The organism is Chryseobacterium rhizosphaerae (genome assembly GCF_003385455.1).
In the GTDB taxonomy this organism is placed as follows: Bacteria; Bacteroidota; Bacteroidia; order Flavobacteriales; family Weeksellaceae; genus Chryseobacterium; species Chryseobacterium rhizosphaerae.
In genome coordinates this window covers 208,857-232,875 of record NZ_QNUF01000001.1, presented here as the reverse complement: position 1 = coordinate 232,875, position 24,019 = coordinate 208,857, and the positions used below count along the sequence as shown (strand labels likewise).

Genomic DNA, 24,019 nt, shown 5'->3' with positions numbered 1-24,019 from the left:
AATTAATTTGCCAATTTAATTATTTTAATTGAAATCATACAAGAGAAAGCTAAAAAAAGACTTCGCCTCAGGAAAACCTGAGGCGAAATTATATAAAAACAATGTTAAATTGACCGTAATTTTTTGGTTCTGTTGAAAATCCAGAAAATAATAGGGAAAATAAGTAGGGTAAGGACAGTGGCCGTAATTAACCCCCCAATGATTACAATTGCCAGGGGTTTTTGAGATTCTGAGCCGATTCCCGTAGATAAAGCAGCGGGCATTAATCCGATAGACGCCATAAGTGCTGTCATAATCACCGGTCTTGTTCTGGATTTAACACCACTTAATATAGCCGTATCTATATCCATTCCTTCTTTTACATTCTGATGAAACTCTGTAATAAGAATGACCCCATTCTGAATACAGATTCCCAAAAGGGCAATCATCCCTACTCCTGCAGAAATACCAAAGTTTATTCCCGTCACATGCAAGGCAATAATTCCTCCTATCAGTGCAAAAGGTACATTAGCCAATACAAGAAGTGAATCTTTTATATTTCCAAACAGGATAAATAACAGAAAGAAGATCATCAAAATACTCACGGGTACTACCTGAGCCAATCTGTGTGAGGCACGCTGCTGGTTTTCAAACTGGCCTGTCCATCCTATAGAATATCCATCCGGAAGCTCAATTTTTTCCACTTTTTTCTGAGCATCGGCAATGGTACTCCCCAGATCCCTGTCTCTGATTGAAAACTTCACACCTATATACCTTTTTATATTATCTCTGTAAATAAATGCAGCCCCATTATCTTTTACAATGGTACTGATTTCCTTCAATGGAATTTTTGCCCCATCTTGGGTAGGTACCATCAGGGAGGCAATATCATTTTCATCTTTTCTGTATTCCTGGGAATAACGAAGACGAATCGGAAATTTCCTTTCCCCATCAAACATTTCGGAAGCTGTTTTTCCTCCAAAAGCCATTTCCAGAACTGCCTGTGCATCAGCGGGCATTACTCCGTACGCAGCCATTTTATCCCGGTCTAAAACAACACTTACTTCCGGTTGACCTATATTTTTAATGATTCCCGGATCTTTTACCCCTTTTACATCTTTAATTTTTAATAAAACTTCTTCTCCCAGCTTATCCAGAGTCTCTAAGTTGTCCCCATAGATTTTAATCCCGTTTTCAGCTTTAAAACCGGCTACTGCTTCAGCCACGTTATCTGAAATCGGCTGAGAATAGTTGAATGTAATTCCCTGGTAGCTCCGAAGCTTTTTATCAATTTCATTAATTAATTCTTCATAAGTGATCTTACGTTTCCATTCTTCTCTGGGTTTAAGGTTTACAGCAAACTGTACAAATCCAAATCCATTGGGATCGGTACCATCATTACTTCTACCTGTCTGAGCCAGCACATCAGTCACTTCGGAAAAGCTCATAATATCTTTCTTTAAAAGGTCTGCTGTTTTAAGGGATTCTTTTAATGATGAGCTCATCGGCATTTCTGCCGTAATCCACAAAGAACCTTCATTCAATTGAGGTAAGAATTCCGTTCCAAGAAACTTACCTGAGAACAGGGTCAGCGCCAGGAAGGAGATGGCAACGATCATACTGGTCTTTTTATGCCTGAAGGTCATATTAAAGCCCTTTAACACAATTCTGTCCCAGAAATTGACAAAAGGATTGTTTTTTTCTTTTACATTCTTATTTAAAAGGATATGAGAAAGAACGGGAACAAGGGTTAATGTAAATATCAATGCACCTATCAATGCAAATCCTAAAGTAAAAGCCAGAGGTGAAAACATCTTTCCTTCCACTTTCTGGAATGAGAAAATAGGAATCAGAGAAGTGATGATAATTAACTTTGAGAAAAAGATAGCTTTTCCCAACCCGGTTCCGGTTTGCTTGATCCAGCCTCCTTTTGCCAGTTTATTGAATTTTTCTGTTCCATATTTATGGGCTTTATGGTCGAGCATTACAAAGAGTCCTTCCACCATGACGACGGCTCCGTCAATGATAATTCCAAAGTCAACAGCTCCCAATGAAAGTAGATTGGCACTCATCCCGGCTAATTTTAAACATAAAAATGCAAACAGCAGAGATAAGGGAATAATAATGGAAACAATCAGCGTAGTTCTCCAGTCTGCCATAAAGATAAGAACGATCACCGTTACCAGAATAATTCCTTCAATAAGGTTATGCATCACGGTACGTGTCGTAAAATCCATCAGATTATCCCGGTCATAAAAGGTTACCATTTTTACATCTTTCGGAAGAATCTTTTCGTTGAGTTCTTTAATTTTAGCTTTTACACCTATTAAAACTTCTCTTGGATTCTCTCCTTTTCTCATTACCACAATCCCTTCTACGGTATCTTCATGGTTATTCAGACCCGCCTGCCCTACCCTGGGCATAGAACTTTCATGCACTTCGGCTACATTTTTCACCAAAACAGGGTTCCCGCTGTCATTCAGGATGGTGATATTTCCTATATCAGCTACAGATTTTACCAAACCTATTCCTCTTACCACATAAGCCTGCCCATTTTTTTCAATGACATCTCCTCCAACATTCAGGTTACTTTTGGTCACAGCATCATATACCTGCAGAGGAGTTAAATTGTATTTATCCAGCGCGCGTGGATCAATACTCAGTTCAAAAACTTTATCCTGCCCTCCGAAAACATTAATATCTGCTACTCCCGGCACTCCTCTCAAAGCACGGTCAATGACCCAGTTTTGAAGGGTAAGCAATTTACGGGAATCTTTTGTTTTACTTTCCAGGGTATATCTGAAAATCTCCCCGGTGGGCCCGTAGGGTGGCTGTACTTCGGGATCTACCTCATCAGGAAGGCTAATGGTTCTTAATTGGTTATTCACCTGATTTCTGGCAAAAGTATCGTCCACCCCATCGTCAAACAGAATTTTAACAATGGAAAGTCCAAACATGGTAGTACTCCTCACACTGGTTTTCTTCTGAACCGGGCTCATAGCTAATTCGATGGGAGTAGTAACAAAACGTTCTACTTCTTCTGCACTACGCCCATTCCACTGGGTAATAATTACAATCTGGGTATTGGTAACATCCGGAAAAGCTTCAATCGGCATGTTCTTGAAACTTATAAAGCCGGCGATGGCCAGAATAGCTACCCAGATAAAGGTAAATGCTTTATTTTTTAATGAAAAAGCGATTATATTTTTAATGAATTTATTCATGATAGATAAATTGATGACCTAAAAAAGCCGTTGAAATAAAATTATTTTTACATCTATTTTCATTTTTATCAACCCCCTAAGGCTGATAAAGAATTTAATAGAGTTAGCTATTCAGGGAACGGTATATGAGCAGTTGATTGTTGGTAATCACCTCCTCTCCTTCAGTCAATCCATCTGCAATATAGGTAACATCACCTACCTGTTTCTGAACCTTAACTTCTTTTACCTTCACGTCTGTTCTGGATTTAAAAACCACCACAAAACTTTTGTTATCATCAAAGATTACTGCCTTAGACGGAACGGTCAGCATACTGTTATTTTCCAAACTGGAAACTTTTATCGTAGCCTTGCTATCCGGAATCAGTAAGCCATTGGCATTATCCAGAACAACTCTGGCCTGCATTGCATTGGTTTGCGGATCAATAATTTTGAATATTTTATCAATTTTACCATCAAAAACTTTATCCGGATAAGAAAGGGTAGAAACCTGCGCTTTCATTCCAAGGCTTATTTTATCAATATCTGATTCATTAACGTTCATGATCGCCCATACATTTGTGGTGTTGGCTACATCAAAAATATTTTCACTTCTGTCACTTCTCAGCTGCATATCCTTATTGATACTTTTCTGAACAATATATCCGCTAATTGGAGCTACCACACTGTAAATATTTCCCGACTTTACATTATATACCGTACTTATAGCAGAGGCTCTCTGTAACTGATCCTGGGCTTTCTGTAACTGGCTTTTAGCTTCCAGTACATCTCTTTCTGTATTAAGTTTTCCTTCGTACAACTCCTTGGCAACCCGAAGATTATTCGTAGCCACTACCAAATCGGTTTTTGAGTCGCTTACATCTTTTTGGACCTCTGCGAGTTCCGTACTCCTGATGGTGGCCAGCACCTGCCCTTTCTTCACGTAATCTCCCAGCTCTACATTTACACTCATTACGTTTCCTCCTACAAGCGGATATACATCTATATAACTGTTTTTGTCTGCAGAAATCTTTCCGTAAAAGCTATACACATCTTCTATATTCTTTTTCTCTACTTTAGCTAATGAAATAGAACCAAGCATGGTATTACTAAGCTCAAAACCTTTCTTAGCCTGGTTTGTTGTTTCTTCCTCTTTTTTTGAACAGGCCAATAATGATAAGACCATCAATACAGGGATAATATATGTTTTCATTGTTAATAGAAGATTTTCGTTTGTACTAATTGATTAAGTTGTTCTGCAGACTGCATAATCTGTTTCTTCATTTCGTAAATATGTAAAATACTTTGTTTGTAGCTTTCCATGAAGTCGGTAAAATCAATAAGACTTACGTTTCCTCTCTGGAAATTACTTACAATTCCCGTAAATACAATATCCATATTCTTAAAATCATGAGGCTGTAAGGTATAATATTGTTGATATTGATTATCCCATATTTTATAAGTGCTATTAACCTGGGCTGCCAGCTCTTCCTTTTGTCTGGCTTCATCTTTTTTACTTTCTTCTATCTGGTATTCAGCCTTCATTTCATTTCCTTTATTTTTTTTCCATAGTGGTATGGGTATTCCAAAGGAAACAGCTACCTGATTGTCAAAAGCTGCACCTCGTTGTGTATAACGGGCACCTACTGTAAGGTCCGGTATATTGAGAGATTTTTGCCATTTTAGGTTCAATTGGCTGCTTTCTGTTATTTTAATGAAGGTGAGATAGTTTGTATTATTCTCCAATGCTTTCTGTTGCAGTTCTTCCACACTTGTTAAGGGTTGTCTGTTAAACAGCTTCTCCAGTTCTTCATCAGAGATAATCGGCTGAATCTCCGTTTGACTTCCGGTAAGCAATTTGAGGGTTTGTTTTTGTTGAATAATATTATTGGTAACTTCTGTTTTATCACTCTGCAATCCAATGACCAGTGATTGAAGTCTCACCACATCTTTCAATGAAATATTTCCTTTTTTATTCTGACTCTCGTAGGCATTTAACAGATTGATGATATATTTAAGCTGAAGATCTATATTAACTTCTTTTTTTTCGTCAAAAATAATACTGTAAAAAGTATTTCTCAATTGTGTTCTTAAATCTATAATAAGCCCTTTGAACTGTAGCTCTGCAATCTCCTTATTTGATTTTGCAAAAGCCACTTCATTCTTTCTTTTACCTCCCAAGGTCAAAAGCTGATCTACTCCAAATTCTTTTGCTCCTGTACTCCCTATATGAAGAATTTTATTATTCTCCGGATCTATAGCATTCAATTCAACAGACAAATTTGGTAAATCCCATATTTTTGCCTGAATAATATCTGCTTCTGCTTCACTAATATTATATTGTGCAGCAAGTAGCTGGAGGTTGTTCTTCTGGAATGCTTCTTCACAATCCAAAAGAGACATTTGCTGCTGCCCAGCCACGAATGAGGAAATGGCCAGAAACAGCATGGTTATTCTGTTCATTATTTTTCTTTTTAAATTACAAAATTGCTTTCATACGATTAAAAGAAACTTAAATGAGCCTTAAAATAAAATTAAAATCTCTGTGAACAGGCTATTTCAGAAGGTCTTTCAATAAAAATAAATTTTATTTTTTTCTCCACATATTGATTTTTTATTTAAAATTCCAATCCCTAGCTTAAAGAAAATAGAGTGTAATTCTAAAAATAAACGATAATATGGAAATTACTTTTTAAAAATTACTGTGAATTTATTCAGGTATTCCTCAGGTGAAGAATATACAATTTCAGAATCATGGTATTCGAGAATACGCTTCACAATTCGCAATCCTAGGCCGGATCCGGATATATTCTGAGCGTTATTTCCTCTGGTAAAGGCTTCAAATAGTTTAGACTGCTCTTCTTCAGGAATTATATCCCCATGAGATATTACCTCTACAGAAAGGCGGTCGTTTGTTTCGGTGATTAAAACGTTCACTTCAGTATTATCAGAATATACTGCAGCATTTTTAAATAAATTAATAAAAACGATAACTAATAAAGAGGGTATTCCGTCTATCGTGAGAAGAGCATTTTCAGAAGTATCTTCGGTAATGAGAAAATCAAGCTTAAGATCGGGATAACTTTTCTCTACCGCTTCAAAAGCTTCAAATATTACTTCATCAATTCTTACCTCTTCATAAATACTCTGAATATTTTCTTTATCAAACTTGGTGAGAAGCAATAATGAATTGGTAAGATCTGACAGCTGATACACATCCCTCTGAATCTGCTGTAATGCAGACAGGGTTTTAGGAGAGTGCTTCTCAAATGTAATCAGGTTTTCAAGCTGGAAAGCCATTCTTGTGATCGGAGTCCTTATCTCATGTGAAGCACTCGCTGTAAAATCTTTCTGGGACTGAAATACGTCATTCAGTCTTACGATCATGGTGTTGAAAGACTTTGCCAAAACGCTTACTTCATCATTTGACTGTTGAACAGGAATCTGTTTTGTTAATTGATGGGCGGTAACTTCTGAAATTTCCTGATTCAGGTCTTCCAGAGGGCGCAGGAATTTTTCTACGAAATAATAGCTGAAAAAACCAATCAGAAGGGTGCTCATCACATACGCCAAAATCAAAAGATATTTAAGATAGGTCAGTTTTGATTTTCCATTGGTGTCAAAAGCACTGGTAAGGATATAGTAGTTCTCTCCATTAATAGTTCGTAAGGCTGCATAAATCTCCGGAACGGTCTTTTCAGTATAGATGATCTTTTTTTTATCCAGTTCTTTAAGCATGGTAGTATCCCATGTGACATTCCGGTCTTTGATCGTACTATAGATCAGTTCTTTCTTGTCATTGAAAATTAAAATCTTTTCATTCAAAAGAATATTGTCTGAATTCTCATTAAAAAAAATAGGCGCTTCTTCTTCAAAATCTTTAGATCTTGAAATAAAATGAGTGGTAAACTCCAGTCTTTGCCTGAACCTTTCTTTAAACTCATCCCGTCTAAAATCATTGAAAGATAAATAAATGACAGCCATCACCATTCCAAAAAGCAGTGAAAAGGCAATACTGATCGTTAAAGCAATCTTTCTTTTTAAAGACATTTATAATGGACTTAAGTAATATCCAAACCCGGAGCGCGTATGGATCAGTTTTATTTTAAAATCCTTATCAATCTTTTTTCTTAAAAAATTGATATAGACCTCTACCGTATTGGTATTGGTATTAAAATTATGTTCCCACACATGTTCTGTGATCTGCTGTTTAGAAACAGTTCTTCCCTGTGCTTCGGCAAGATAGACCAATAGCTGAAACTCTTTTAAAGTAAGTGTAATCTCATTACCTCCACGGTATACTTTCTGTTCTGTTTTATTGATGATAAGATCGTCAACTCTGATAATATCCTGATCGGAAGCATCAGATGGAGCTTTTCTTCTCAGCAAAGAATTGATTCTTAAAAGCAGTTCTTCAAACTGAAAAGGTTTTACAAGATAATCATCTGCCAGCCTGGTGAAGGCATCTTTTTTATCCGAAATATCTCCATACGCCGAAATAATGATGATAGGTGTATTTTTATCAAAAGAACGGATGGTTTGGCAGACATCCAATCCGTTTATTTTGGGAACATTAATATCCAGCAGATACAAGTCATAGGTATTGTTTTTAATCTGACGAAGAAAAGTTTCTCCATCATAGATTTTATCACAGTTAAAATTATTAGATTCTAAAAATCTGCAAAGTTCTGCGGAAAGAATGAGATCATCTTCTAGTAAAAGAATATTCATCAAAAATATATTTTACACGAATTTAACAAAAATTTTATGATTGCAATTCTAAAGATGATATAAAAAAAATTAAACACCATCCGGATAAGTTGTCAAAGCAGCAGATGAAGTGAATCATAACACTCGTTCTATTTTTCGGCTTTTACTTTTATCACTGAATTTTGGGTAAAAAAAATTCCCGAATAAAATCCGGGAAAATTGAGAGCCAACTACGGGACTTGAACCCGTGACCTCTTCCTTACCAAGGAAGCACTCTACCGCTGAGCTAAGTCGGCATCAAATAAAAAAATCACACTGAATTAGCATGATTTTTTTGAGCGGAAGACGGGGGTCGAACCCGCGACATTCAGCTTGGAAGGCTGACGCTCTACCAACTGAGCTACTTCCGCAATTTTGTTTCCAAAATTATTGGTAAACGCTTTGCAAAACTAAGAATATTTCTTTAATTCTGCAAGTTTTTTTAATATAAAAGTGGGGAGAGCAGGATTCGAACCTGCGAAGCCGAAGCAACTGAGTTACAGTCAGTCCCATTTAGCCACTCTGGAATCTCCCCAAAGTTTTTATATTAAAATAGAGCCTCCAGAGGGATTCGAACCCACGACCCCGAGATTACAAATCACGTGCTCTGGCCAACTGAGCTATGGAGGCATTTTAATAATTGAACTGAAACTGATGGAGAAACTCTACTCTATACATTTCAGCTGTTAAAAATATCACTTTTATAAGGTGATTATTTTGAGCGGAAGACGGGGGTCGAACCCGCGACATTCAGCTTGGAAGGCTGACGCTCTACCAACTGAGCTACTTCCGCAATTTTGTTTCCAAAACTATTGGTAAACGCTGTGCAAAACTAAGAATAATTCTTTAATCCTGCAAGTTTTTTTTAATAATATAAATGTGGGGAGAGCAGGATTCGAACCTGCGAAGCCGAAGCAACTGAGTTACAGTCAGTCCCATTTAGCCACTCTGGAATCTCCCCAAAGTTTTATATTAAAATGAGCCTCCAGAGGGATTCGAACCCACGACCCCGAGATTACAAATCACGTGCTCTGGCCAACTGAGCTATGGAGGCAAATTAAAAAGAATTCAAAAGATCGCTGTTCCTTTTTTGCGAGTGCAAATATAGAACGGATTTTTTGAATTCTCAAATTTTTTATAAACTTTTTTTAACTTTTTTTCCTAAGCCATTTCTTTTTTCTTGATTAGTAGCTTTTTAGCTGTATCCACGCATAGATCCAAACTTTCCTCAAAAGTTGCACTTGTCTTCTTAACCACAATATCGTCCCCCGGAACAGCCAAAATAATCTCAGCAGTTTTATTAGCTCTATCGGAGTTATTTTCCACTTTTAAGAAAACCTTGCACTCCTGAATTTTATCATAGAAGGTTCCTAATTTGCTTACTTTTTTTTCAATGTGTGATTCTAGTGGTTCGTGTGGAGTTAAACCAATTGATTGAACTGAAATCTTCATAATTCTTCTTTTTTAGACGCTCGAGGATGAGCTTGATTAAACACTTTTTTCAATTGTTCAATATTAGCATTCGTATAGACTTGAGTACTGGCAAGACTTGAATGCCCTAATATTTTTTTTACTTTGGAGATCTCCGCCCCATTATCCAACACATGAGTAGCAAAGCTATGCCGAAGGATATGAGGACTTTTTTTTTCTTTCGTTGTAACAAGACTAAGGTACTTATTAACTACCACATAAACAAATTTTTCATTGAGTTTTTTCCCTTTCTTATTCACGAAAAAACAGGATTTGAATTCTGCCTGAGGATTTCTTATTTCCAAATAACTTTTAAGGAGCTCAGACAGATCTTCGGAAATGGGAACCACTCTTTCTTTATTTCCCTTTCCAATTACTTTTAATTCATTTCCTTCTATATCAACATTCTCAAATATCAGGCCACAAAGCTCAGCTTTCCGTATACCGGTTTGATACAGTACTTCAATGATACATTTATCCAGGATATCATGGGTGTGTTCTAAAATCCGCTCGCTAAGATCCCCCATTTCCTCTTTAGACATGGGTATTTGCTTCTCTGGGTAAAATTTCAGGGAGGAAACTCCTTCTACAGGAGAAACCTTAATTTCACCTATTTTTAGAAGGAAAAGGAAAAAACTGCGGAGTGAGGATAATTTTCTGTTGATACTTCTTTTTGAAATACCATGTTCACTTAATTCTACAATAAAGTTTCGGATGATTTTTTTATCTGCCTTAAAGATATCTTCTGACGACTCTGTTTTAAGATAGAAACAGGAAAAGTCATCAAGGTCTTTTCTGTAGCTTGTAATAGTATGAGGAGAATACCTCTTTTCGAACTCTAAATATTCTAAAAACTTATTCAGCATTACTTCAGGTATAAAAACGAAAAATTCACTCCTCAAATATAAGAATTTAAGGAGTGAATTAGTATATGGTCTAAGAAAAAATCTTAAGCCTGTTCTTCTTTACTAAGTGCTCTTTGTTTGTAAGCAGCTTTCAGTCTAGATTGTCTTAAAGTCACAGAAGGCTTAATAAACTGTTGTCTAGATCTTAATTGACGAACTGTACCTGTTTTATCAAATTTTCTCTTGTATTTCTTCAGAGCTCTGTCGATGGATTCACCATCTTTTACTGGTATTATTAACATATTTTACATCTCATTTTGGATTGCAAAACTAGACATTTTTTCTTAAATCACAAAATATATACCCAAAAACTATCACATTTAAACTCAATATCGGATTAAAAACCCAGTATTAAAGGGCTACACATGCACTAATTATTTTATCCACAATTAATTAACATTCCATGATAAGCATCCTGTTTTATTGATCCTGCCCTACCCTTTTTCTCCTTTCAATCACACCAAACAGATCTTCTTATTACTTATTCGTCACAAAAAAGACCTACAATAATGATATATAAACAAAAAGCATTATCTTTGCATTCACTTTATTCATGGGGTTGACTGGTTTCGACAGCAAGATCAATGGGTAAGTAAGCATGCAGAGAACCGTAGCGCGATCTCTTAAATCCCTTGCTACACAACTTTAACTGGCAACGAAGAGTTCGCTCTTGCAGCTTAATATCGAAGTATAGTAGATCAAGCGTTTTCCTGAAGATAGTAAGGAAGCAAGATATCTCACAAATGCTCTGTTCTGCGGCGTTTGATCCTGAGATATAGGAATGCGGGAATAAGGTTTCAGATGCTTTGGCTGAAACTCGAAAACTTTAGAAGATAAGCTGGAAGTTGGGTGTCTGCCCTCTGCCTTCAGTCGAAAATTAATGGTAGAATAAGCATGTAGAAATCTTATGTATTGCTTGTTTGGACGAGGGTTCGAATCCCTCCAACTCCACTAAAAAGATAAAAGAGAATTTGTAAATCATTACATTTTCTCTTTTTTATTTTATATCCAAAACGCTCCAATTTTAAACAAAAAAAGAGCAAATGAATCATTCTTCACCTGCCCTTTATTAAGTTGTAACAAATCTTTGTTTATAAAATAGTCCAGCCTATTGCTGTATTTACTGTATTTCTTATGACATCCAGCGCTGCATTAATTGCATTTTCAACTGCTAATATCGTCAACCCATCTATGGTTAAGAGAACAATTCTCATTGATCCCTTTTGCATTTCAAGATACAATTTCGCTTTCTCTTCAGTGATTTTCCCATCAGATTTTAGCTTATTAATTAACTTGATATTGTCTACGAAAGAGTTTAATTCTGCTTTTGCATAAGGCTGAGCATCATTCCAGTCATTGGTGAATGATTGTTTCATTGCCGCCAGCATATCTTTCAATAATTGACTATAGTCTATATCTGCCATTTTAATTCGTTTTTATGGTTATTTTTTTTCACCTCTTTTCAGGCCAAGCTGTAATTTAGTAAGGGCTGTAAAAATAGTATTACACTGGCTGTTGATAAGATCCACCTCGGAAACATCATTAAAACCAAGCTTATGGACCTTCTCTAAATTGTCTATGTATGTGGCCAATGTAGAAACCTGATCCTGTACTATTTTATTATTATCGATGGCATTAGTGCGGATTTTAAGGGTTTCCAGATCCACTTTAACCTCCTGATAAAAGGGTTTATAGTTAACATACTTAGCCTTATCTGTACCAATTTCATCCCGGATTTTAACGACAAATCCGGTCACCTTTTCCTGCAGCGCTACAATCTTCTTGTCTGTGAGTTCGTCATAATCACTGATAAGCTTAATAGAGGTGCAGCTAGTCAATATAACAAGCAGGAAGCTCATCAGTATTGATATTCGTTTGTTTAAAATAATTGAATTCATGGAATTAAATTGTAATGGTTTTAGCTAGTCTAAATTTACCTGTTTTTCATTATCAAAGACAAATAAATTTATATTTTAATGAATGTATACCTATATATATCAGTAAAATAAAGATATAATACTTACATTTAAGAAAAAAAAAGAAAATGTCAATAACAAATGAATATGAATTAACCGGAATGCAGAAAGTAAGTGAAGCAGTTGCATATACTTTGAAGGAGATGATTCATTATGCACAACCTGGCATGACGACCAAAGATCTTGACGAATATGGCGCCAAGATACTTTCAGGGTTCGGTGCCAATTCTGCTCCTTATCTTACCTATGGATTTCCAGGCTGGACATGCATAAGTGTAAATAATGAATTTTGCCATGGCATCCCTACAGAACAACGGATTTTACAGGAAGGAGACTTAATCAATATTGATGTTTCTGCAGAGCTTAACGGTTTCTGGGCAGACAACGGAGGTTCTTTTATTGTTGGAAAAGACATCAACCAACATCAAAACTTAGTAGATGCCTCTAAATACATATTGGAAAAAGCAATCAGCAATATAAAAGAAGGGGTAAAAATAGCAGACATCGGACAGCTTATAGAAACAGAAGCTAAAAAAAGAGGTTTTAAAGTCATTAAAAATCTTGGAGGTCATGGCGTAGGGAGAAGCCTTCATGAAGAACCGGATGAATTACTGAATTATAGAAATCGTTTCGATTCCAGGCGGTTCAAAAAAAATTCTGTAGTAGCCATTGAAACTTTTATTTCCACCTCTTCAACTATTGCAGTAGAGCTTAAGGACGGATGGACTATGGTAGGTAATAAGGGTGGACATATGGCTCAGCATGAACACACCATTCTGATTACCGATGGAGAACCTGTGATTTTAACAGAAATGAATGGTATATTGAATTAAAAACATTCATACGGCAACTTCGATCCGGGGTAAAAAGAATTAAAAACGAGCTTTATTTAAAAGATAATGGCTGTATTATATAAAAATTTCACCCCGAATCCGACCAAAGATCATTCTATTTTTCATACAGCTTAGCTTTCAATATCAGAGATGCCAATACAATAAACTTTGGAATTCAAGAAAGCTCCAGATGTCTTAGTTCTAATACTTTATTTATAAAATCAGGAGTCAGAAAAACAGAGATTTAAAAGATACAGGCCCTTACTTTACCCTTAATCTCTTTTAGAATTGATTTCCCACCCATATAGAAACACAAAATATAACCTACTGAAAACGAAAACACTAAAGTCTAAAGTTCCAAAATGAAGGCTACAGGTCCACAAAAAAGACTAAAAAAATGTTTTATCGTAAAGAATTTTATATATTTGCACCATCTAACAATTAAAAAAATAATTTACTATGTCAGACATTGCATCAAGAGTAAAAGCTATCATCGCTGATAAGCTTGACGTTGAAGAAACAGAAGTAACTCCTGAAGCTAGCTTCACTAACGATTTAGGAGCTGATTCACTAGATACAGTTGAGTTAATCATGGAATTTGAAAAAGAATTTAATATCCAAATCCCTGATGACCAGGCTGAAAAAATTACTACTGTAGGACACGCTATCGCTTACATCGAAGAAGTAGTAAATAAATAATATTCTTCAACAAAAAAGAAATTAAACAAAGTTTATGGAATTAAAAAGAGTAGTTGTAACCGGTTTTGGAGCAATAACACCGATTGGAAATAATGCAAAAGAATACTGGGAAAACCTTGTGAAAGGTGAGAGCGGTGCCGCTCCGATTACTCTTTTTGATGCCACAAACTTTAAGACAAAGTTCGCTTGCGAAGTGAAAAATTTCGATCCTTTACAGCATTTCGATAAGAAAGAGGCTAAGAAAATGGACCGAAATACCCAATTGGGACTTGTTGCAGCCAGAGAGGCTGTAGCACATTCCAAAATTATGGAAGACAATGTAGATAAAAACAGAGTCGGTGTAATTTGGGGCTCCGGAATCGGAGGTTTAGAGACTTTTGAGACAGAAGTTTTAGGATGGGCAAACACGGAAATTCCGAGATTCAACCCATTCTTTATTCCTAAAATGATCGCGGATATTACGCCGGGACATATCTCAATAGAATACGGCTTCCACGGACCTAATTATACCACTGTATCTGCATGTGCTTCTTCAGCCAATGCTCTAATTGATTCCAAAATGCTGATCCAGCTAGGAAAAGCAGACGTTATTGTATGTGGAGGCTCAGAAGCAGCCGTTACAGCAAGTGGTGTCGGTGGATTTAATGCAATGATGGCACTTTCTACAAGAAATGATGATCCAACTACCGCTTCAAGACCTTTTGACAAAGACAGAGATGGATTTGTATTAGGAGAAGGAGCAGGATGTATTATTCTTGAAGAATATGAGCACGCGGTAAAACGTGGTGCTACAATTTATGCAGAATTACAAGGGGGAGGTTTAAGTGCTGACGCACACCATATGACCGCTCCTCATCCTGAAGGCCTTGGTGCTTATCTGGTAATGAAAAGTTGTTTGGAAGATGCAGGCTTAACTGCTGATGAAGTAGACCACATCAATATGCATGGTACCTCTACTCCATTAGGAGATATTGCTGAATCCAACGCAATTTCAAAGTTATTAGGCGAGCATGCTTATGACATTCAGATTAATTCTACAAAATCAATGACAGGTCACCTTCTGGGTGCCGCAGGTGTTATTGAAGCTATCGCTGCACTGGGAACTATTATTCATGGTATCGTTCCTCCTACCATCAACCATTTTACTGATGATGAAAATATTGACAGCAGACTAAACTTTACGTTTAATACAGCTGTGAAGAAAGATGTAAAAGTAGCCATGAGTAATACTTTTGGATTTGGTGGGCATAACGCTTGCGTTCTATTTAAGAAAATCTAAATTCAATGAATGGAGTTACAGAAATACTTTTCTAAATTCCTTCTTAAAAAAAGAAAAAGACAGTTAACGGAAAGAGAATATTTTCTCAGTACCGAGCTTAAAAAAGTGTTGGGTACGGAGGTACAAAATATTGCTTTTTACCGTGAGGCTTTCTCTTTGAAAAATTCTTCTAAAAATCAAGACAGCAATTATGAAAGACTTGAATTTTTGGGAGATTCTGTTTTGGGTACAATTATTTCTTGTCATTTGTTCCAGACCTATCCTCAGGCTAATGAAGGGTACCTGACTCAGATGAAATCTAAGATTGTCAACCGGAAAAATCTTAATAAATTAGGAGAAAACCTAAAGCTTACAAGCCTTCTGCAAAAACAGAACAGTTCTGCAGCTTTGGGCGAGAATATCTCCGGAAATTTATTTGAAGCTTTAATTGGGGCTGTATATTTGGACTTCCATTATGATATTTGCAGAAAGATTATTTTGGATAAGCTGCTTACCCCTTCCGAGATTAACAAACTTGAAAATAAAATTGTAAGCTATAAAGGCCTCCTGCTTGAATGGAGCCAGAAAAAGAAGGTCAATATAAAGTACGAAACCTGCGAAGAAATACAGGCCAATAAGGCGATTGTATTCAGATGTCATGTCTGGTTGGGAGATGAAAAAATTGCCAATGCAACAGAAACATCGAAGAAAAAATCAGAAGAAAAGGCAGCACAGCGGGCATTTTATATTTTAAATAAAAAAGAAAACATACTTGGAAATTCAAAAACTTTATGATCTTGATGATATAGAATTTGAAGATATTGCCATAGGATTGGTAAGATTAGCAAAAGATATACCCGATCATGAGTTTTTCTATAAAATAAATCAAACAAACGATCTTAAATTCTCAAGAAAAAAAGACCTGATCTTTCATGGAGATTATTATGACTATTTATTTCCGAGATTCGAGGCCTATCACAAGTCTACGAAGACCTGTTTTACTTTTATTTCAAACAAATCTTCGGAAAGTAAACAAAAAAAAGTTCAGACCGAGCTCTTTACAGAAGAAGAAAACATTAAATTTTTATTAAATAATCAGGCAGATGTGGAATATATTCTACATAGTTCGGAACAGTTTCCTGATTTTTCCGTAATTTTGCTCCCTGAAAATCTTGTGTTTCCAATTCAAGATTACACATTGAGTTCTGACGAAGAACTTTATCAAATTATCCAGTATTATGAATAAGTATTTAAAGAAGACAAAAATTATCGCAACACTAGGACCTGCTTCTTCATCGAAGGAGGTGATGTTAGATTTAATGAAAGCGGGTGTTGATATTTTCAGAATAAATTTTTCACATGCAGATTACGACTTAGTTCGAAACAATATTGATATAATTAGGGAACTAAACAGTGAGTACGGGTATTCAGTGGGTATTTTGGGTGACCTTCAGGGCCCCAAACTGAGAGTAGGTGTTGTAAAGGAAGGTTCTTACCTGAATCCTGGTGACATTCTTACTTTCACCAATGAAAAGATGGAAGGAGATTCTACGAAGGTATTTATGACTTACCAACAGTTTCCACAAGACGTAAAAGTAGGGGAAAGAATCCTTATTGATGACGGAAAATTGGTACTGGAAGTTACTGAAACCAACGAAAAGGATACAGTAAAGGCTAAGACCATACAGGGGGGACCTCTAAGTTCTAAAAAAGGAGTGAACCTGCCTAATACAAAAGTATCTCTTCCTGCCCTGACTGAGAAAGATATCCAGGACGCCAACTTCATGCTAGATATGGAAGTTGACTGGATTGCTCTTTCTTTCGTACGTCATGCACAGGATATTATTGATTTAAAAGAATTAATCGCTAAACACCCTAACGGTAAATTCAAAACACCAATCATTGCGAAGATCGAAAAGCCGGAAGGTGTTAAAAATATTGACGAAATTTTATTGGAATGTGACGGTCTTATGGTTGCCCGTGGTGACCTGGGTGTGGAAGTTCCAATGGAAGAGGTTCCTGCTATCCAGAAAAACCTGGTAGAAAAGGCGAGATTCTATTCCAAGCCGGTTATTATTGCTACTCAGATGATGGAGACCATGATCAATAGCTTAACACCGACAAGAGCTGAAGTGAATGACGTTGCCAACTCCGTATTGGATGGTGCTGACGCCGTAATGCTTTCAGGAGAAACTTCGGTAGGAAGATATCCGGTACAGGTGGTAGAAAACATGGCAAAAATCGTAAAGAATATCGAAACCACTCATTTCTATCAACATAAAAATGAACCGATTGAAAAAGACTACAACTGTATAGATGAAAGATTCATTACCAACAGAGTATGTCTTGCTGCAGTAAGAATCGCAAAAACAACAAATGTTTCAGCTATTGTTACGCTTACTCACTCGGGATATACGGCATTCCAGCTTGCTGCTCACAGACCGAATTCTCAGATTATTGTATACAGTGGAAATAAAAGAGTAATTACAATGCTGAACCTTCTTTGGGGAGTACATGCGTATTACTATGATATGAAGAAATCTACTGATGAAACAATTATTCAGGTGAATATGCTGACACACAACTATGGTTATATTGAAACCGGAGATTTTGTGATCAACATCAATGCAACTCCATCTTATGAAGGTGGAAAAACCAATACATTGAGATTGACCACTGTATAAAGAGAAAAATTTTCTTTTTTAACGATATAAAAAACCTCCCGAAATAATCTTCGGGAGGTTTTATTTTATCCATACAAAGCAATACTTTATACTTTGTACATTATACTTTATACATTGTACATTATATATTAATTTCCTACAATTGTCTTTGCCGTCACAAACTCTTTTAAAGCCAGTAATGATAACTCGGTTCCATATCCTGAAGCCTTGCTTCCACCAAATGGAAAACGTGGGTCAGAACTTGTCATTCTGTTGATATTTACTGTTCCGGATTCAAGGTTTTCAATAAAGAACACCTGACGGGTTTTATCTTGAGTCCATACAGAATTAGAAAGTCCGAAAGGGATATCATTAGCAATCTGTAACGCCTCTTCATCACTTTTTGCAATCATCACCATACCCAAAGGCCCGAAAAGCTCTTCTTTTAAAATTGGGTTTCCTTCCTGAACCCTGATTAAACCAGGTTTAAATTGATTTTCTGAAAGTCTTTCCAAAGGAATGATAATTTCAGCCCCATTTTCCAGCGCTCTGTTGAACTGAGCTTCCAGCTCATCAGCCAGGTCAGGTCTTGCCATTCCGGCTAATTTAGTTTCTTTACTGAAAGGGTCTCCAATTTCGTATTTTTTATATTCTTCGATGAATATTGGTAAAAATTCATCTTCAACTTTTTCATCAATGATAAATCTTTTGGCTGCAGTACAGGTTTGTCCACAGTTTTGAAGTCTTGATTTCACCCCAGCTTTTGCTGCTTCCTTAAGATCTGCATCCTCAAAAATGATAAAAGCATCACTTCCACCTAATTCAAGTAATGATTTTTTGATATTTAATCCCGCAATTGAAGCTACTTCTCCTCCTGCTTTTCCACTACCTGTAAGACTCACTCCTTTTACAACATCGTGCTCAAGAATTTCTTTTACAGCTTTATGCCCTACCTCTAAATTCTGAAAAATACCTTCCAGGAAACCAGCTTCCAAAAGAACTTCTTCGATTGCATTTCCACTTCCAAAACAAATGGAAGCATGTTTCAAAACCACTGTATTTCCTGCTAAAATTGCAGGAACAGCAAATCTCAATACCTGCCAAAAAGGAAAGTTCCAGGGCATAACTCCTAAAATGACTCCTTTCGGAACATAATGAACTTCAGAATAAGTAAATTCAGATTCAACTTTTTCGGGTTTTAAAATATCCTCAGCATCGGCATAATAATTCATCATTAAAGCACACTTTTCTACCTCAGCAATGGATTCCGAAATGGGTTTATTCATTTCTGTGGTAATGATCCTTCCAAATTTTTCTGAATTATTCTTTAAAATTTCCGCTGCTTTTGCAATTAACTTCTGCCTTTCCTCAAACGGCATTTTTCTCCACACTGAAAAAGCTTTATCTGCTTTAATAAGCTTACTTTCAATTAATTGTTCCATAATATAATTTCTGTTTTAAATTCAGCTAATGAATTTATTCGCGCTTTTATGTAAAAGCACGGAAAAGATCAGCAAATTTCGTTCCTTAAGGATAAATAAAATAGTGATTTTCTCTATCGGAAGAATATAACTTTATCTTTACATCATCAGCCATTCATTTACCAGACATGCTGCCAGCCTCGCCGTTCGATCCTGAATATCGAAAGAAGGGTTCACTTCAGCCACATCCAGCGCAACAAGTTTGTTATTTTTTAAAATATGCCTGTAAAAATGCATAAAGGTTGCATCTGCAAAGATACCATTATATGCTGAAGCTGAAACTCCGGGAGCGATAGAAGCATTAAAAACATCCATACAAATGGTAAGATAAGCGAAATCAACATTGTCTAACAGCTCATCAATACGCTGATAAATAGAAGGAAGGTTTTCAAAAAAAAGTTCGTCAGCAAGAATATATTTCATCCCATACTGATGGGCGGTATCAAAAAGTTTTAAGGTATTTGAATTCCTCTGGATTCCGATATGAAGGGAATTGATTGGTCCTTCCTGTGCAATCTGCCAAAACCCCGTTCCGGAACTTGGACCTACCTCTTTTTCGGGCTGTCTGTTATCAAAATGGGCATCTATATTGATGATTCCTATTTTCTGCTCCGGAAAGGCTGTTTTTAGCCCCAGATAATGAGCGTAGGTCACTTCATGACCTCCGCTGAGCACTAAAGATTTTCCGCCCTTTAAAAGAACTTTAGAAACATTCTTGGCAAGACTATTCTGTGCATTTTCCAAATGACCGTCTTCGCAGGTAATATTCCCGAAATCCAGCATGGAAAAGTCAGGAAGTACTACCGGAAAATTAGACATGTTTTTCCTGATCACATCCGGGGCATCTTTAGCACCCTGCCTGCCTTTATTTCTTCTTACTCCTTCGTCTACTGCGAAACCATGCAGAACGAAATCATTAGGTGAAATGTTATCGTAATTCTGCTCTTCTTTTACTCTTTGAAATATTCTGTGGAAAAGAAGCTCTTCTCCATCCCATCTACCCTGCCAAATATTTTGAACCATAATTCTTTAAAAATTCAATTGTATTTACATAGTTATATTCAGTAAAGCTAACCAATATTGTTTATATATAAAACTACTTTTTTTATTGTATCATTTGCCTTTAATGGGCATTTTCATAATCTTTAAAATATTGCCAGTATTTATCTTTGAAGATTCCAAATGATATTTCATATCCAGGATTATCCTGTATGATTGTTTTAAAAACTTTAGAAGCCCGTCTAAAGTCTTTACCCACAAAAAAACTTTCCTTTATATTGTCCGCACTTTCCCTTCCTATATATAAATAGCCCCCTTTTTTCAGTTCTTCAATAGCTTTATTTTCAATATCGTTTAATTTTTCAAAATCTTCTTTTTCAGGGAGTCCATCATTATCATCTCCATTATAGTGGATTTTAAGTACTGAAACCCATGGATAAGAAGCCTTGGCATCATATTGTAATAAAGAGAGATTCATACAGGCAATAAGGGGTCTGTTATTTTCCAGATATGCCCTGAGAATAGAAAATTTTTCTTCTTTATCATCCCTCTCTATACTTTTGTACTTCTCGATAAACTCCCTTTCTCTCCAATCCAGAAAGTCCTTCAGCTTTTCAATGGGGACAAGCTCTTTCTCCGCCTGATCTATTCCTATAACCGTAAAGGTGTCGATTTGCGTTGCAAAGTTTAATTCTCCCAAAAAATTATCTAAAAGAACACAAACTCCTGTAGTGACTGCCTTTTTATTTTCAGCAGTCCCCTGATACACAAACACAAGATCAATCTCATCCGGATATTCTTCCTGTTCGTTGGCATAAAAAGAAACAGTATCCTTTGAGAATTTATGATTTCCCAGCTCTATATTTACATTTTGTATATCTATTGCTGGTTTTAAAGCTGTAAATATCCAATGGTTAAGCTTGGGAGCAGCTTCAATAAGTTCTTCAGCGAAGACGATATTTTTCACTTCTCCTTCTACGGTAATAATCAATTCTGCTGTATCCTCATCAAACATTCCGGTAAGGAAATAATACCCCTCATTGACTTGATTAAGTTTAGGAGAAATGATATTAAAAAAGTCTTTTTCAATAGCTTCCTGTTCGCCTTCTTTTACAACTTCAAAGAATTTCTTTTCCATCGTTAAAAACCAGTCCCAAAAATCTTTGTACTCAAGCCTTTCCTTAAATTCTTTTTCCTCCATATCCTGAATAGCCTTTTACTTACCCTATCAGATTTCCATTAATATACACGTGTTCAGCTTTCAAACTTCCCTGATTATAAAGTACATTCTGGAAATTATGAGTCTTAAAAGTAACAAAATCAGCTTTTTTACCTACTTCCAGGGTTCCACGATCTTCCAGGTTAAGTGCAAATGCCGCACGGAACGTCATTCCCGCCCATACCTCAGCTGTTGTCAGTTTTTGAAAAGTAGCCAATATGGAAGCCTGGGTAATTAAATTCCCCATTGGGGCTGATCCCGGATTCCAGTCACTGGCGATGGCAACAATAGCGCCTGCATCTAATAACTTCCTGGCCGGAGTAAACTTCTCCCCCAAACCTAAGCTGGCTCCCGGAAGGGCCGTTGCTACAGTATCAGATTGTGCTAAAAAGGCTATATCTTCATCAACAGTAGCTTCTAAATGGTCTGCAGATTTCGCACCTACTTCTACAGCAATTCTCGAACTTCCAGGGGTAAACTGGTCTGCATGAACCGTAATTTCAAAACCTAAAGATTTAGTTTTAAGCAAAAAAGCTTTACTTTCTTCCGGCTGGAACGCAGATTTCTCAATAAAGATATCAACACGGCGCGCCAAACCTTCTTCTTTTACTTTGGGTAAAATTTCAGTGAGAATGTATTCCAGATATTCGGGATTGCTGCCTTCAAAATCTCTTGGTTTCAAATGCGCAGAAAGACAGGTGGGAACTAAAGTAGCCGGGGTAGATTCCTGGGCTCTTTTAATGATACGAAGCATTTTCAGCTCATTTTCCACATCTAGTCCATACCCGCTCTTTACCTCAATGGTAGTAATTCCGAGATCAATCAGAAAATTAATCCTTTCCAGTAAGGTGGTGAGCAATTCTTCTTCTGAAGCATTTCTTGTATGTTGTACAGAGCTCCAGATCCCGCCACCACTTTCAGCAATTTCCAGATATGTTTTTCCGGCATTACGCATTGCAAAATCATTGGCACGGTTTCCTCCGAAACAAATATGGGTATGAGAATCTACCAATGCAGGAAGGACAACCTGTTCTCCTTCTATCTTCTGAATTTCTGCATCAGGATTTCCGATCTTAAGATCTTCAAAACTCCCTACTTTCTGAATGATATTGCTATCTACCAGAATTCCTCCATCAGCAATAATTTCCAGCTGTTCATCGGAAAGTTTTCCTCTTAATGGTAAGTTAGCAAGTGTTACTATCTGCTTAAATGGTCCTATTAATTTCATTTTTTTTAGATTAAGGCTAAGATTTAAACTAAGGCTGATCTCCTCTCTTCAAATTGAATTTGTAATTAGTGGGAGTCATCAACTTTTATCTCTCTAAACAATCATTTTCTGAAAAATATGCTATCAATTATCAATATTTTTCTCTCTCAAAAATACTTAAAAAATCTCAATTTATGGGCCTTAGCTCTACTCATTCTACATCCTGCTCTTAATCTTAGCATAAACCTTATTCTCAATTCAACGTTTTATTAATCTAAGCTTCAACCTTAGTCTAAAATTCCTATCTTTGAAGTAAATGAAATGAATTAATGCCAGATTTTTTACATCCAGATAAGGAAAACTACTCACGCGAGGAGCTGATGCAGGAAGAACAGATGCGTCCCCAGAGCTTTAAAGATTTTGCAGGACAGAGGAAAACGCTGGAAAATCTTGAAGTTTTTGTTTCCGCAGCCAAAAGACGGGGCGGAGCACTTGATCATGTCCTTTTACATGGCCCTCCGGGTCTGGGAAAAACAACATTGGCCAATATTATTGCTAATGAACTTGGGGTAAACTGTAAGATTACCTCAGGTCCCGTTTTGGATAAGCCCGGCAGTTTGGCAGGCTTACTGACTAATCTGGAAGAAAATGATGTTCTTTTCATTGACGAGATCCATCGTCTTTCCCCTGTTGTGGAGGAATATCTGTATTCAGCAATGGAAGATTACAAAATTGACATTATGCTGGAAACAGGGCCTAATGCAAGAAGTGTTCAAATTGGACTGAACCCTTTTACGCTAGTGGGAGCAACAACCAGAAGTGGTATGCTTACCAAACCAATGCTGGCAAGATTTGGAATTCAAAGCAGACTGGAATATTATTCTATTGAGCTTTTATCTATGATTATCCAGAGAAGTGCCAGAGTTTTAGGGGTAAAAATCTATGAAGATGCCGCTATAGAGGTCGCCAGAAGAAGCCGTGGAACTCCCAGAATTGCGAATGCACTCCTAAGGAGGGTTCGTGATTTTGCAGAGATCAAAGGTAATGGGGAAGTTGAAATTAATATTACAAAATATGCACTCAACTCTCTCAATGTAGATGAGTTTGGCCTGGATGAAATGGATAATAAGATTATGCGTGTCATGATAGAAAACTTCAGAGGAAAGCCTGTTGGGATTTCCGCACTGGCAACATCGATTGGAGAAAACCCGGAAACATTGGAGGAAGTATACGAACCATTTTTAATTCAGGAAGGCTTTATTATCAGGACTCCAAGAGGAAGGGAGGTTACAGAAAAGGCTTATATCCATTTGAATATATCAAGACCTAAAGGCCCGGGAGAGCTTTTTTAGATTTAATAACAGAAAAAGTATTACGGATT

21 protein-coding genes, 7 tRNA genes and 1 other RNA gene are annotated in these 24,019 nt (G+C 36.6%); 8 read left to right on the top strand and 21 right to left on the bottom strand.

The window, feature by feature from the left end:
• Nucleotides 1–104: 104 nt before the first annotated feature.
• The 15 genes from DRF57_RS01020 to rpsU all read right to left on the bottom strand — a co-directional run bounded on the left by DRF57_RS01020 (nt 105) and on the right by rpsU (nt 10,545).
• On the bottom strand, nt 105–3,203 hold the full coding sequence (locus tag DRF57_RS01020; RefSeq protein WP_084085686.1) for an efflux RND transporter permease subunit: 3,099 nt from the start codon (nt 3,201–3,203) through the stop codon (nt 105–107).
• Between the two features lie 103 nt (nt 3,204–3,306).
• On the bottom strand, nt 3,307–4,392 hold the full coding sequence (locus DRF57_RS01015; protein ID WP_115916393.1) for an efflux RND transporter periplasmic adaptor subunit: 1,086 nt from the start codon (nt 4,390–4,392) through the stop codon (nt 3,307–3,309).
• A 2-nt stretch (nt 4,393–4,394) separates the two neighbouring features.
• Nucleotides 4,395–5,642 (bottom strand): TolC family protein, encoded by a 1,248-nt coding sequence (locus DRF57_RS01010; protein ID WP_228450425.1) that lies wholly within the window; start codon nt 5,640–5,642, stop codon nt 4,395–4,397.
• A 222-nt stretch (nt 5,643–5,864) separates the two neighbouring features.
• Nucleotides 5,865–7,229: an ATP-binding protein gene (locus tag DRF57_RS01005; protein ID WP_047493542.1), complete on the bottom strand. Its 1,365-nt coding sequence runs from the start codon at nt 7,227–7,229 to the stop codon at nt 5,865–5,867.
• Complete coding sequence (locus DRF57_RS01000) at nt 7,230–7,910, bottom strand: response regulator transcription factor (protein ID WP_047493539.1); 681 nt, start codon at nt 7,908–7,910, stop codon at nt 7,230–7,232.
• Nucleotides 7,911–8,113: 203 nt separating this feature from the next.
• Nucleotides 8,114–8,185, bottom strand: a tRNA-Thr gene (locus DRF57_RS00995).
• Nucleotides 8,186–8,226: 41 nt separating this feature from the next.
• Nucleotides 8,227–8,299: transfer RNA gene (locus DRF57_RS00990), tRNA-Gly, on the bottom strand.
• An 83-nt stretch (nt 8,300–8,382) separates the two neighbouring features.
• Nucleotides 8,383–8,463: transfer RNA gene (locus DRF57_RS00985), tRNA-Tyr, on the bottom strand.
• A 21-nt stretch (nt 8,464–8,484) separates the two neighbouring features.
• A tRNA-Thr gene (locus DRF57_RS00980) sits at nt 8,485–8,558 on the bottom strand.
• Between the two features lie 90 nt (nt 8,559–8,648).
• A tRNA-Gly gene (locus tag DRF57_RS00975) sits at nt 8,649–8,721 on the bottom strand.
• Nucleotides 8,722–8,808: 87 nt separating this feature from the next.
• A tRNA-Tyr gene (locus DRF57_RS00970) sits at nt 8,809–8,889 on the bottom strand.
• A 19-nt stretch (nt 8,890–8,908) separates the two neighbouring features.
• Nucleotides 8,909–8,982: transfer RNA gene (locus DRF57_RS00965), tRNA-Thr, on the bottom strand.
• A 107-nt stretch (nt 8,983–9,089) separates the two neighbouring features.
• Entirely contained in the window at nt 9,090–9,380 is a 291-nt protein-coding gene (locus tag DRF57_RS00960; RefSeq protein WP_047493536.1) for an HPF/RaiA family ribosome-associated protein, read from the bottom strand.
• Nucleotides 9,377–10,264, bottom strand: a complete 888-nt coding sequence (locus DRF57_RS00955) for a tyrosine-type recombinase/integrase (RefSeq protein WP_047493533.1) — start codon at nt 10,262–10,264, stop codon at nt 9,377–9,379. The genes DRF57_RS00960 and DRF57_RS00955 overlap by 4 nt, the downstream gene beginning before the upstream one ends.
• Before the next feature lie 83 nt (nt 10,265–10,347).
• On the bottom strand, nt 10,348–10,545 hold the full coding sequence (gene rpsU / locus DRF57_RS00950) for a 30S ribosomal protein S21 (RefSeq protein ID WP_047493530.1): 198 nt from the start codon (nt 10,543–10,545) through the stop codon (nt 10,348–10,350).
• Nucleotides 10,546–10,858: 313 nt separating this feature from the next.
• Between rpsU and ssrA the strand changes: the two genes are divergently transcribed.
• Nucleotides 10,859–11,257, top strand: a transfer-messenger RNA (tmRNA) gene (gene ssrA / locus DRF57_RS00945).
• Nucleotides 11,258–11,394: 137 nt separating this feature from the next.
• Here ssrA and DRF57_RS00940 read toward each other — a convergent pair.
• Both DRF57_RS00940 and DRF57_RS00935 read right to left on the bottom strand, forming a co-directional pair.
• The gene (locus tag DRF57_RS00940; protein WP_115916391.1) at nt 11,395–11,727 is read right to left on the bottom strand and encodes a hypothetical protein; all 333 of its coding nucleotides are present in this window, start codon (nt 11,725–11,727) and stop codon (nt 11,395–11,397) included.
• A gap of 18 nt (nt 11,728–11,745) precedes the next feature.
• Nucleotides 11,746–12,201: a hypothetical protein gene (locus tag DRF57_RS00935; protein WP_123863264.1), complete on the bottom strand. Its 456-nt coding sequence runs from the start codon at nt 12,199–12,201 to the stop codon at nt 11,746–11,748.
• Between the two features lie 146 nt (nt 12,202–12,347).
• Between DRF57_RS00935 and map the strand changes: the two genes are divergently transcribed.
• From map to pyk, 6 genes are all read left to right on the top strand, one after another.
• Nucleotides 12,348–13,112 (top strand): type I methionyl aminopeptidase, encoded by a 765-nt coding sequence (map, locus tag DRF57_RS00930; protein ID WP_115916389.1) that lies wholly within the window; start codon nt 12,348–12,350, stop codon nt 13,110–13,112.
• A gap of 459 nt (nt 13,113–13,571) precedes the next feature.
• Nucleotides 13,572–13,811, top strand: a complete 240-nt coding sequence (locus tag DRF57_RS00925) for an acyl carrier protein (protein ID WP_002976354.1) — start codon at nt 13,572–13,574, stop codon at nt 13,809–13,811.
• A 34-nt stretch (nt 13,812–13,845) separates the two neighbouring features.
• Complete coding sequence (gene fabF, locus DRF57_RS00920) at nt 13,846–15,090, top strand: beta-ketoacyl-ACP synthase II (protein WP_047493506.1); 1,245 nt, start codon at nt 13,846–13,848, stop codon at nt 15,088–15,090.
• Nucleotides 15,091–15,099: 9 nt separating this feature from the next.
• The gene (rnc, locus tag DRF57_RS00915) at nt 15,100–15,864 is read left to right on the top strand and encodes a ribonuclease III (protein ID WP_047493503.1); all 765 of its coding nucleotides are present in this window, start codon (nt 15,100–15,102) and stop codon (nt 15,862–15,864) included.
• Nucleotides 15,842–16,315: an IPExxxVDY family protein gene (locus DRF57_RS00910; RefSeq protein ID WP_115916387.1), complete on the top strand. Its 474-nt coding sequence runs from the start codon at nt 15,842–15,844 to the stop codon at nt 16,313–16,315. The genes rnc and DRF57_RS00910 overlap by 23 nt, the downstream gene beginning before the upstream one ends.
• Nucleotides 16,308–17,753 (top strand): pyruvate kinase, encoded by a 1,446-nt coding sequence (pyk, locus tag DRF57_RS00905; protein WP_047493496.1) that lies wholly within the window; start codon nt 16,308–16,310, stop codon nt 17,751–17,753. Before DRF57_RS00910 ends, pyk begins: the two co-directional genes overlap by 8 nt.
• 128 nt (nt 17,754–17,881) lie before the next feature.
• On the opposite strand, the gene DRF57_RS00900 is transcribed toward pyk, so the two are convergent.
• The 4 genes from DRF57_RS00900 to hutI form a co-directional block, all read right to left on the bottom strand.
• Nucleotides 17,882–19,174: an aldehyde dehydrogenase family protein gene (locus DRF57_RS00900; RefSeq protein WP_115916385.1), complete on the bottom strand. Its 1,293-nt coding sequence runs from the start codon at nt 19,172–19,174 to the stop codon at nt 17,882–17,884.
• A 138-nt stretch (nt 19,175–19,312) separates the two neighbouring features.
• Nucleotides 19,313–20,236: a formimidoylglutamase gene (gene hutG, locus DRF57_RS00895; RefSeq protein WP_047488979.1), complete on the bottom strand. Its 924-nt coding sequence runs from the start codon at nt 20,234–20,236 to the stop codon at nt 19,313–19,315.
• Nucleotides 20,237–20,336: 100 nt separating this feature from the next.
• On the bottom strand, nt 20,337–21,413 hold the full coding sequence (locus DRF57_RS00890) for a DUF695 domain-containing protein (RefSeq protein ID WP_115916383.1): 1,077 nt from the start codon (nt 21,411–21,413) through the stop codon (nt 20,337–20,339).
• 19 nt (nt 21,414–21,432) lie between these two features.
• A complete protein-coding gene (gene hutI, locus DRF57_RS00885; RefSeq protein WP_115916381.1) occupies nt 21,433–22,659 on the bottom strand; it encodes an imidazolonepropionase in 1,227 nt (408 codons plus the stop codon).
• A 308-nt stretch (nt 22,660–22,967) separates the two neighbouring features.
• Between hutI and ruvB the strand changes: the two genes are divergently transcribed.
• Nucleotides 22,968–23,990 (top strand): Holliday junction branch migration DNA helicase RuvB, encoded by a 1,023-nt coding sequence (gene ruvB, locus DRF57_RS00880; protein WP_047488973.1) that lies wholly within the window; start codon nt 22,968–22,970, stop codon nt 23,988–23,990.
• Nucleotides 23,991–24,019 lie beyond the last annotated feature (29 nt).

Bases quoted from the DNA above. Each gene is read 5' to 3' on its own strand.
- DRF57_RS01020 (WP_084085686.1), bottom strand. From the start codon at position 3,203: ATGAATAAATTCATTAAAAATATAATCGCTTTTTCATTAAAAAATAAA.
- DRF57_RS01015 (WP_115916393.1), bottom strand. From the start codon at position 4,392: ATGAAAACATATATTATCCCTGTATTGATGGTCTTATCATTATTGGCC.
- DRF57_RS01010 (WP_228450425.1), bottom strand. From the start codon at position 5,642: ATGAACAGAATAACCATGCTGTTTCTGGCCATTTCCTCATTCGTGGCT.
- DRF57_RS01005 (WP_047493542.1), bottom strand. From the start codon at position 7,229: ATGTCTTTAAAAAGAAAGATTGCTTTAACGATCAGTATTGCCTTTTCA.
- DRF57_RS01000 (WP_047493539.1), bottom strand. From the start codon at position 7,910: ATGAATATTCTTTTACTAGAAGATGATCTCATTCTTTCCGCAGAACTT.
- DRF57_RS00960 (WP_047493536.1), bottom strand. From the start codon at position 9,380: ATGAAGATTTCAGTTCAATCAATTGGTTTAACTCCACACGAACCACTA.
- DRF57_RS00955 (WP_047493533.1), bottom strand. From the start codon at position 10,264: ATGCTGAATAAGTTTTTAGAATATTTAGAGTTCGAAAAGAGGTATTCT.
- rpsU (WP_047493530.1), bottom strand. From the start codon at position 10,545: ATGTTAATAATACCAGTAAAAGATGGTGAATCCATCGACAGAGCTCTG.
- DRF57_RS00940 (WP_115916391.1), bottom strand. From the start codon at position 11,727: ATGGCAGATATAGACTATAGTCAATTATTGAAAGATATGCTGGCGGCA.
- DRF57_RS00935 (WP_123863264.1), bottom strand. From the start codon at position 12,201: ATGAATTCAATTATTTTAAACAAACGAATATCAATACTGATGAGCTTC.
- map (WP_115916389.1), top strand. From the start codon at position 12,348: ATGTCAATAACAAATGAATATGAATTAACCGGAATGCAGAAAGTAAGT.
- DRF57_RS00925 (WP_002976354.1), top strand. From the start codon at position 13,572: ATGTCAGACATTGCATCAAGAGTAAAAGCTATCATCGCTGATAAGCTT.
- fabF (WP_047493506.1), top strand. From the start codon at position 13,846: ATGGAATTAAAAAGAGTAGTTGTAACCGGTTTTGGAGCAATAACACCG.
- rnc (WP_047493503.1), top strand. From the start codon at position 15,100: ATGGAGTTACAGAAATACTTTTCTAAATTCCTTCTTAAAAAAAGAAAA.
- pyk (WP_047493496.1), top strand. From the start codon at position 16,308: ATGAATAAGTATTTAAAGAAGACAAAAATTATCGCAACACTAGGACCT.
- DRF57_RS00900 (WP_115916385.1), bottom strand. From the start codon at position 19,174: ATGGAACAATTAATTGAAAGTAAGCTTATTAAAGCAGATAAAGCTTTT.
- hutG (WP_047488979.1), bottom strand. From the start codon at position 20,236: ATGGTTCAAAATATTTGGCAGGGTAGATGGGATGGAGAAGAGCTTCTT.
- DRF57_RS00890 (WP_115916383.1), bottom strand. From the start codon at position 21,413: ATGGAGGAAAAAGAATTTAAGGAAAGGCTTGAGTACAAAGATTTTTGG.
- hutI (WP_115916381.1), bottom strand. From the start codon at position 22,659: ATGAAATTAATAGGACCATTTAAGCAGATAGTAACACTTGCTAACTTA.
- ruvB (WP_047488973.1), top strand. From the start codon at position 22,968: ATGCCAGATTTTTTACATCCAGATAAGGAAAACTACTCACGCGAGGAG.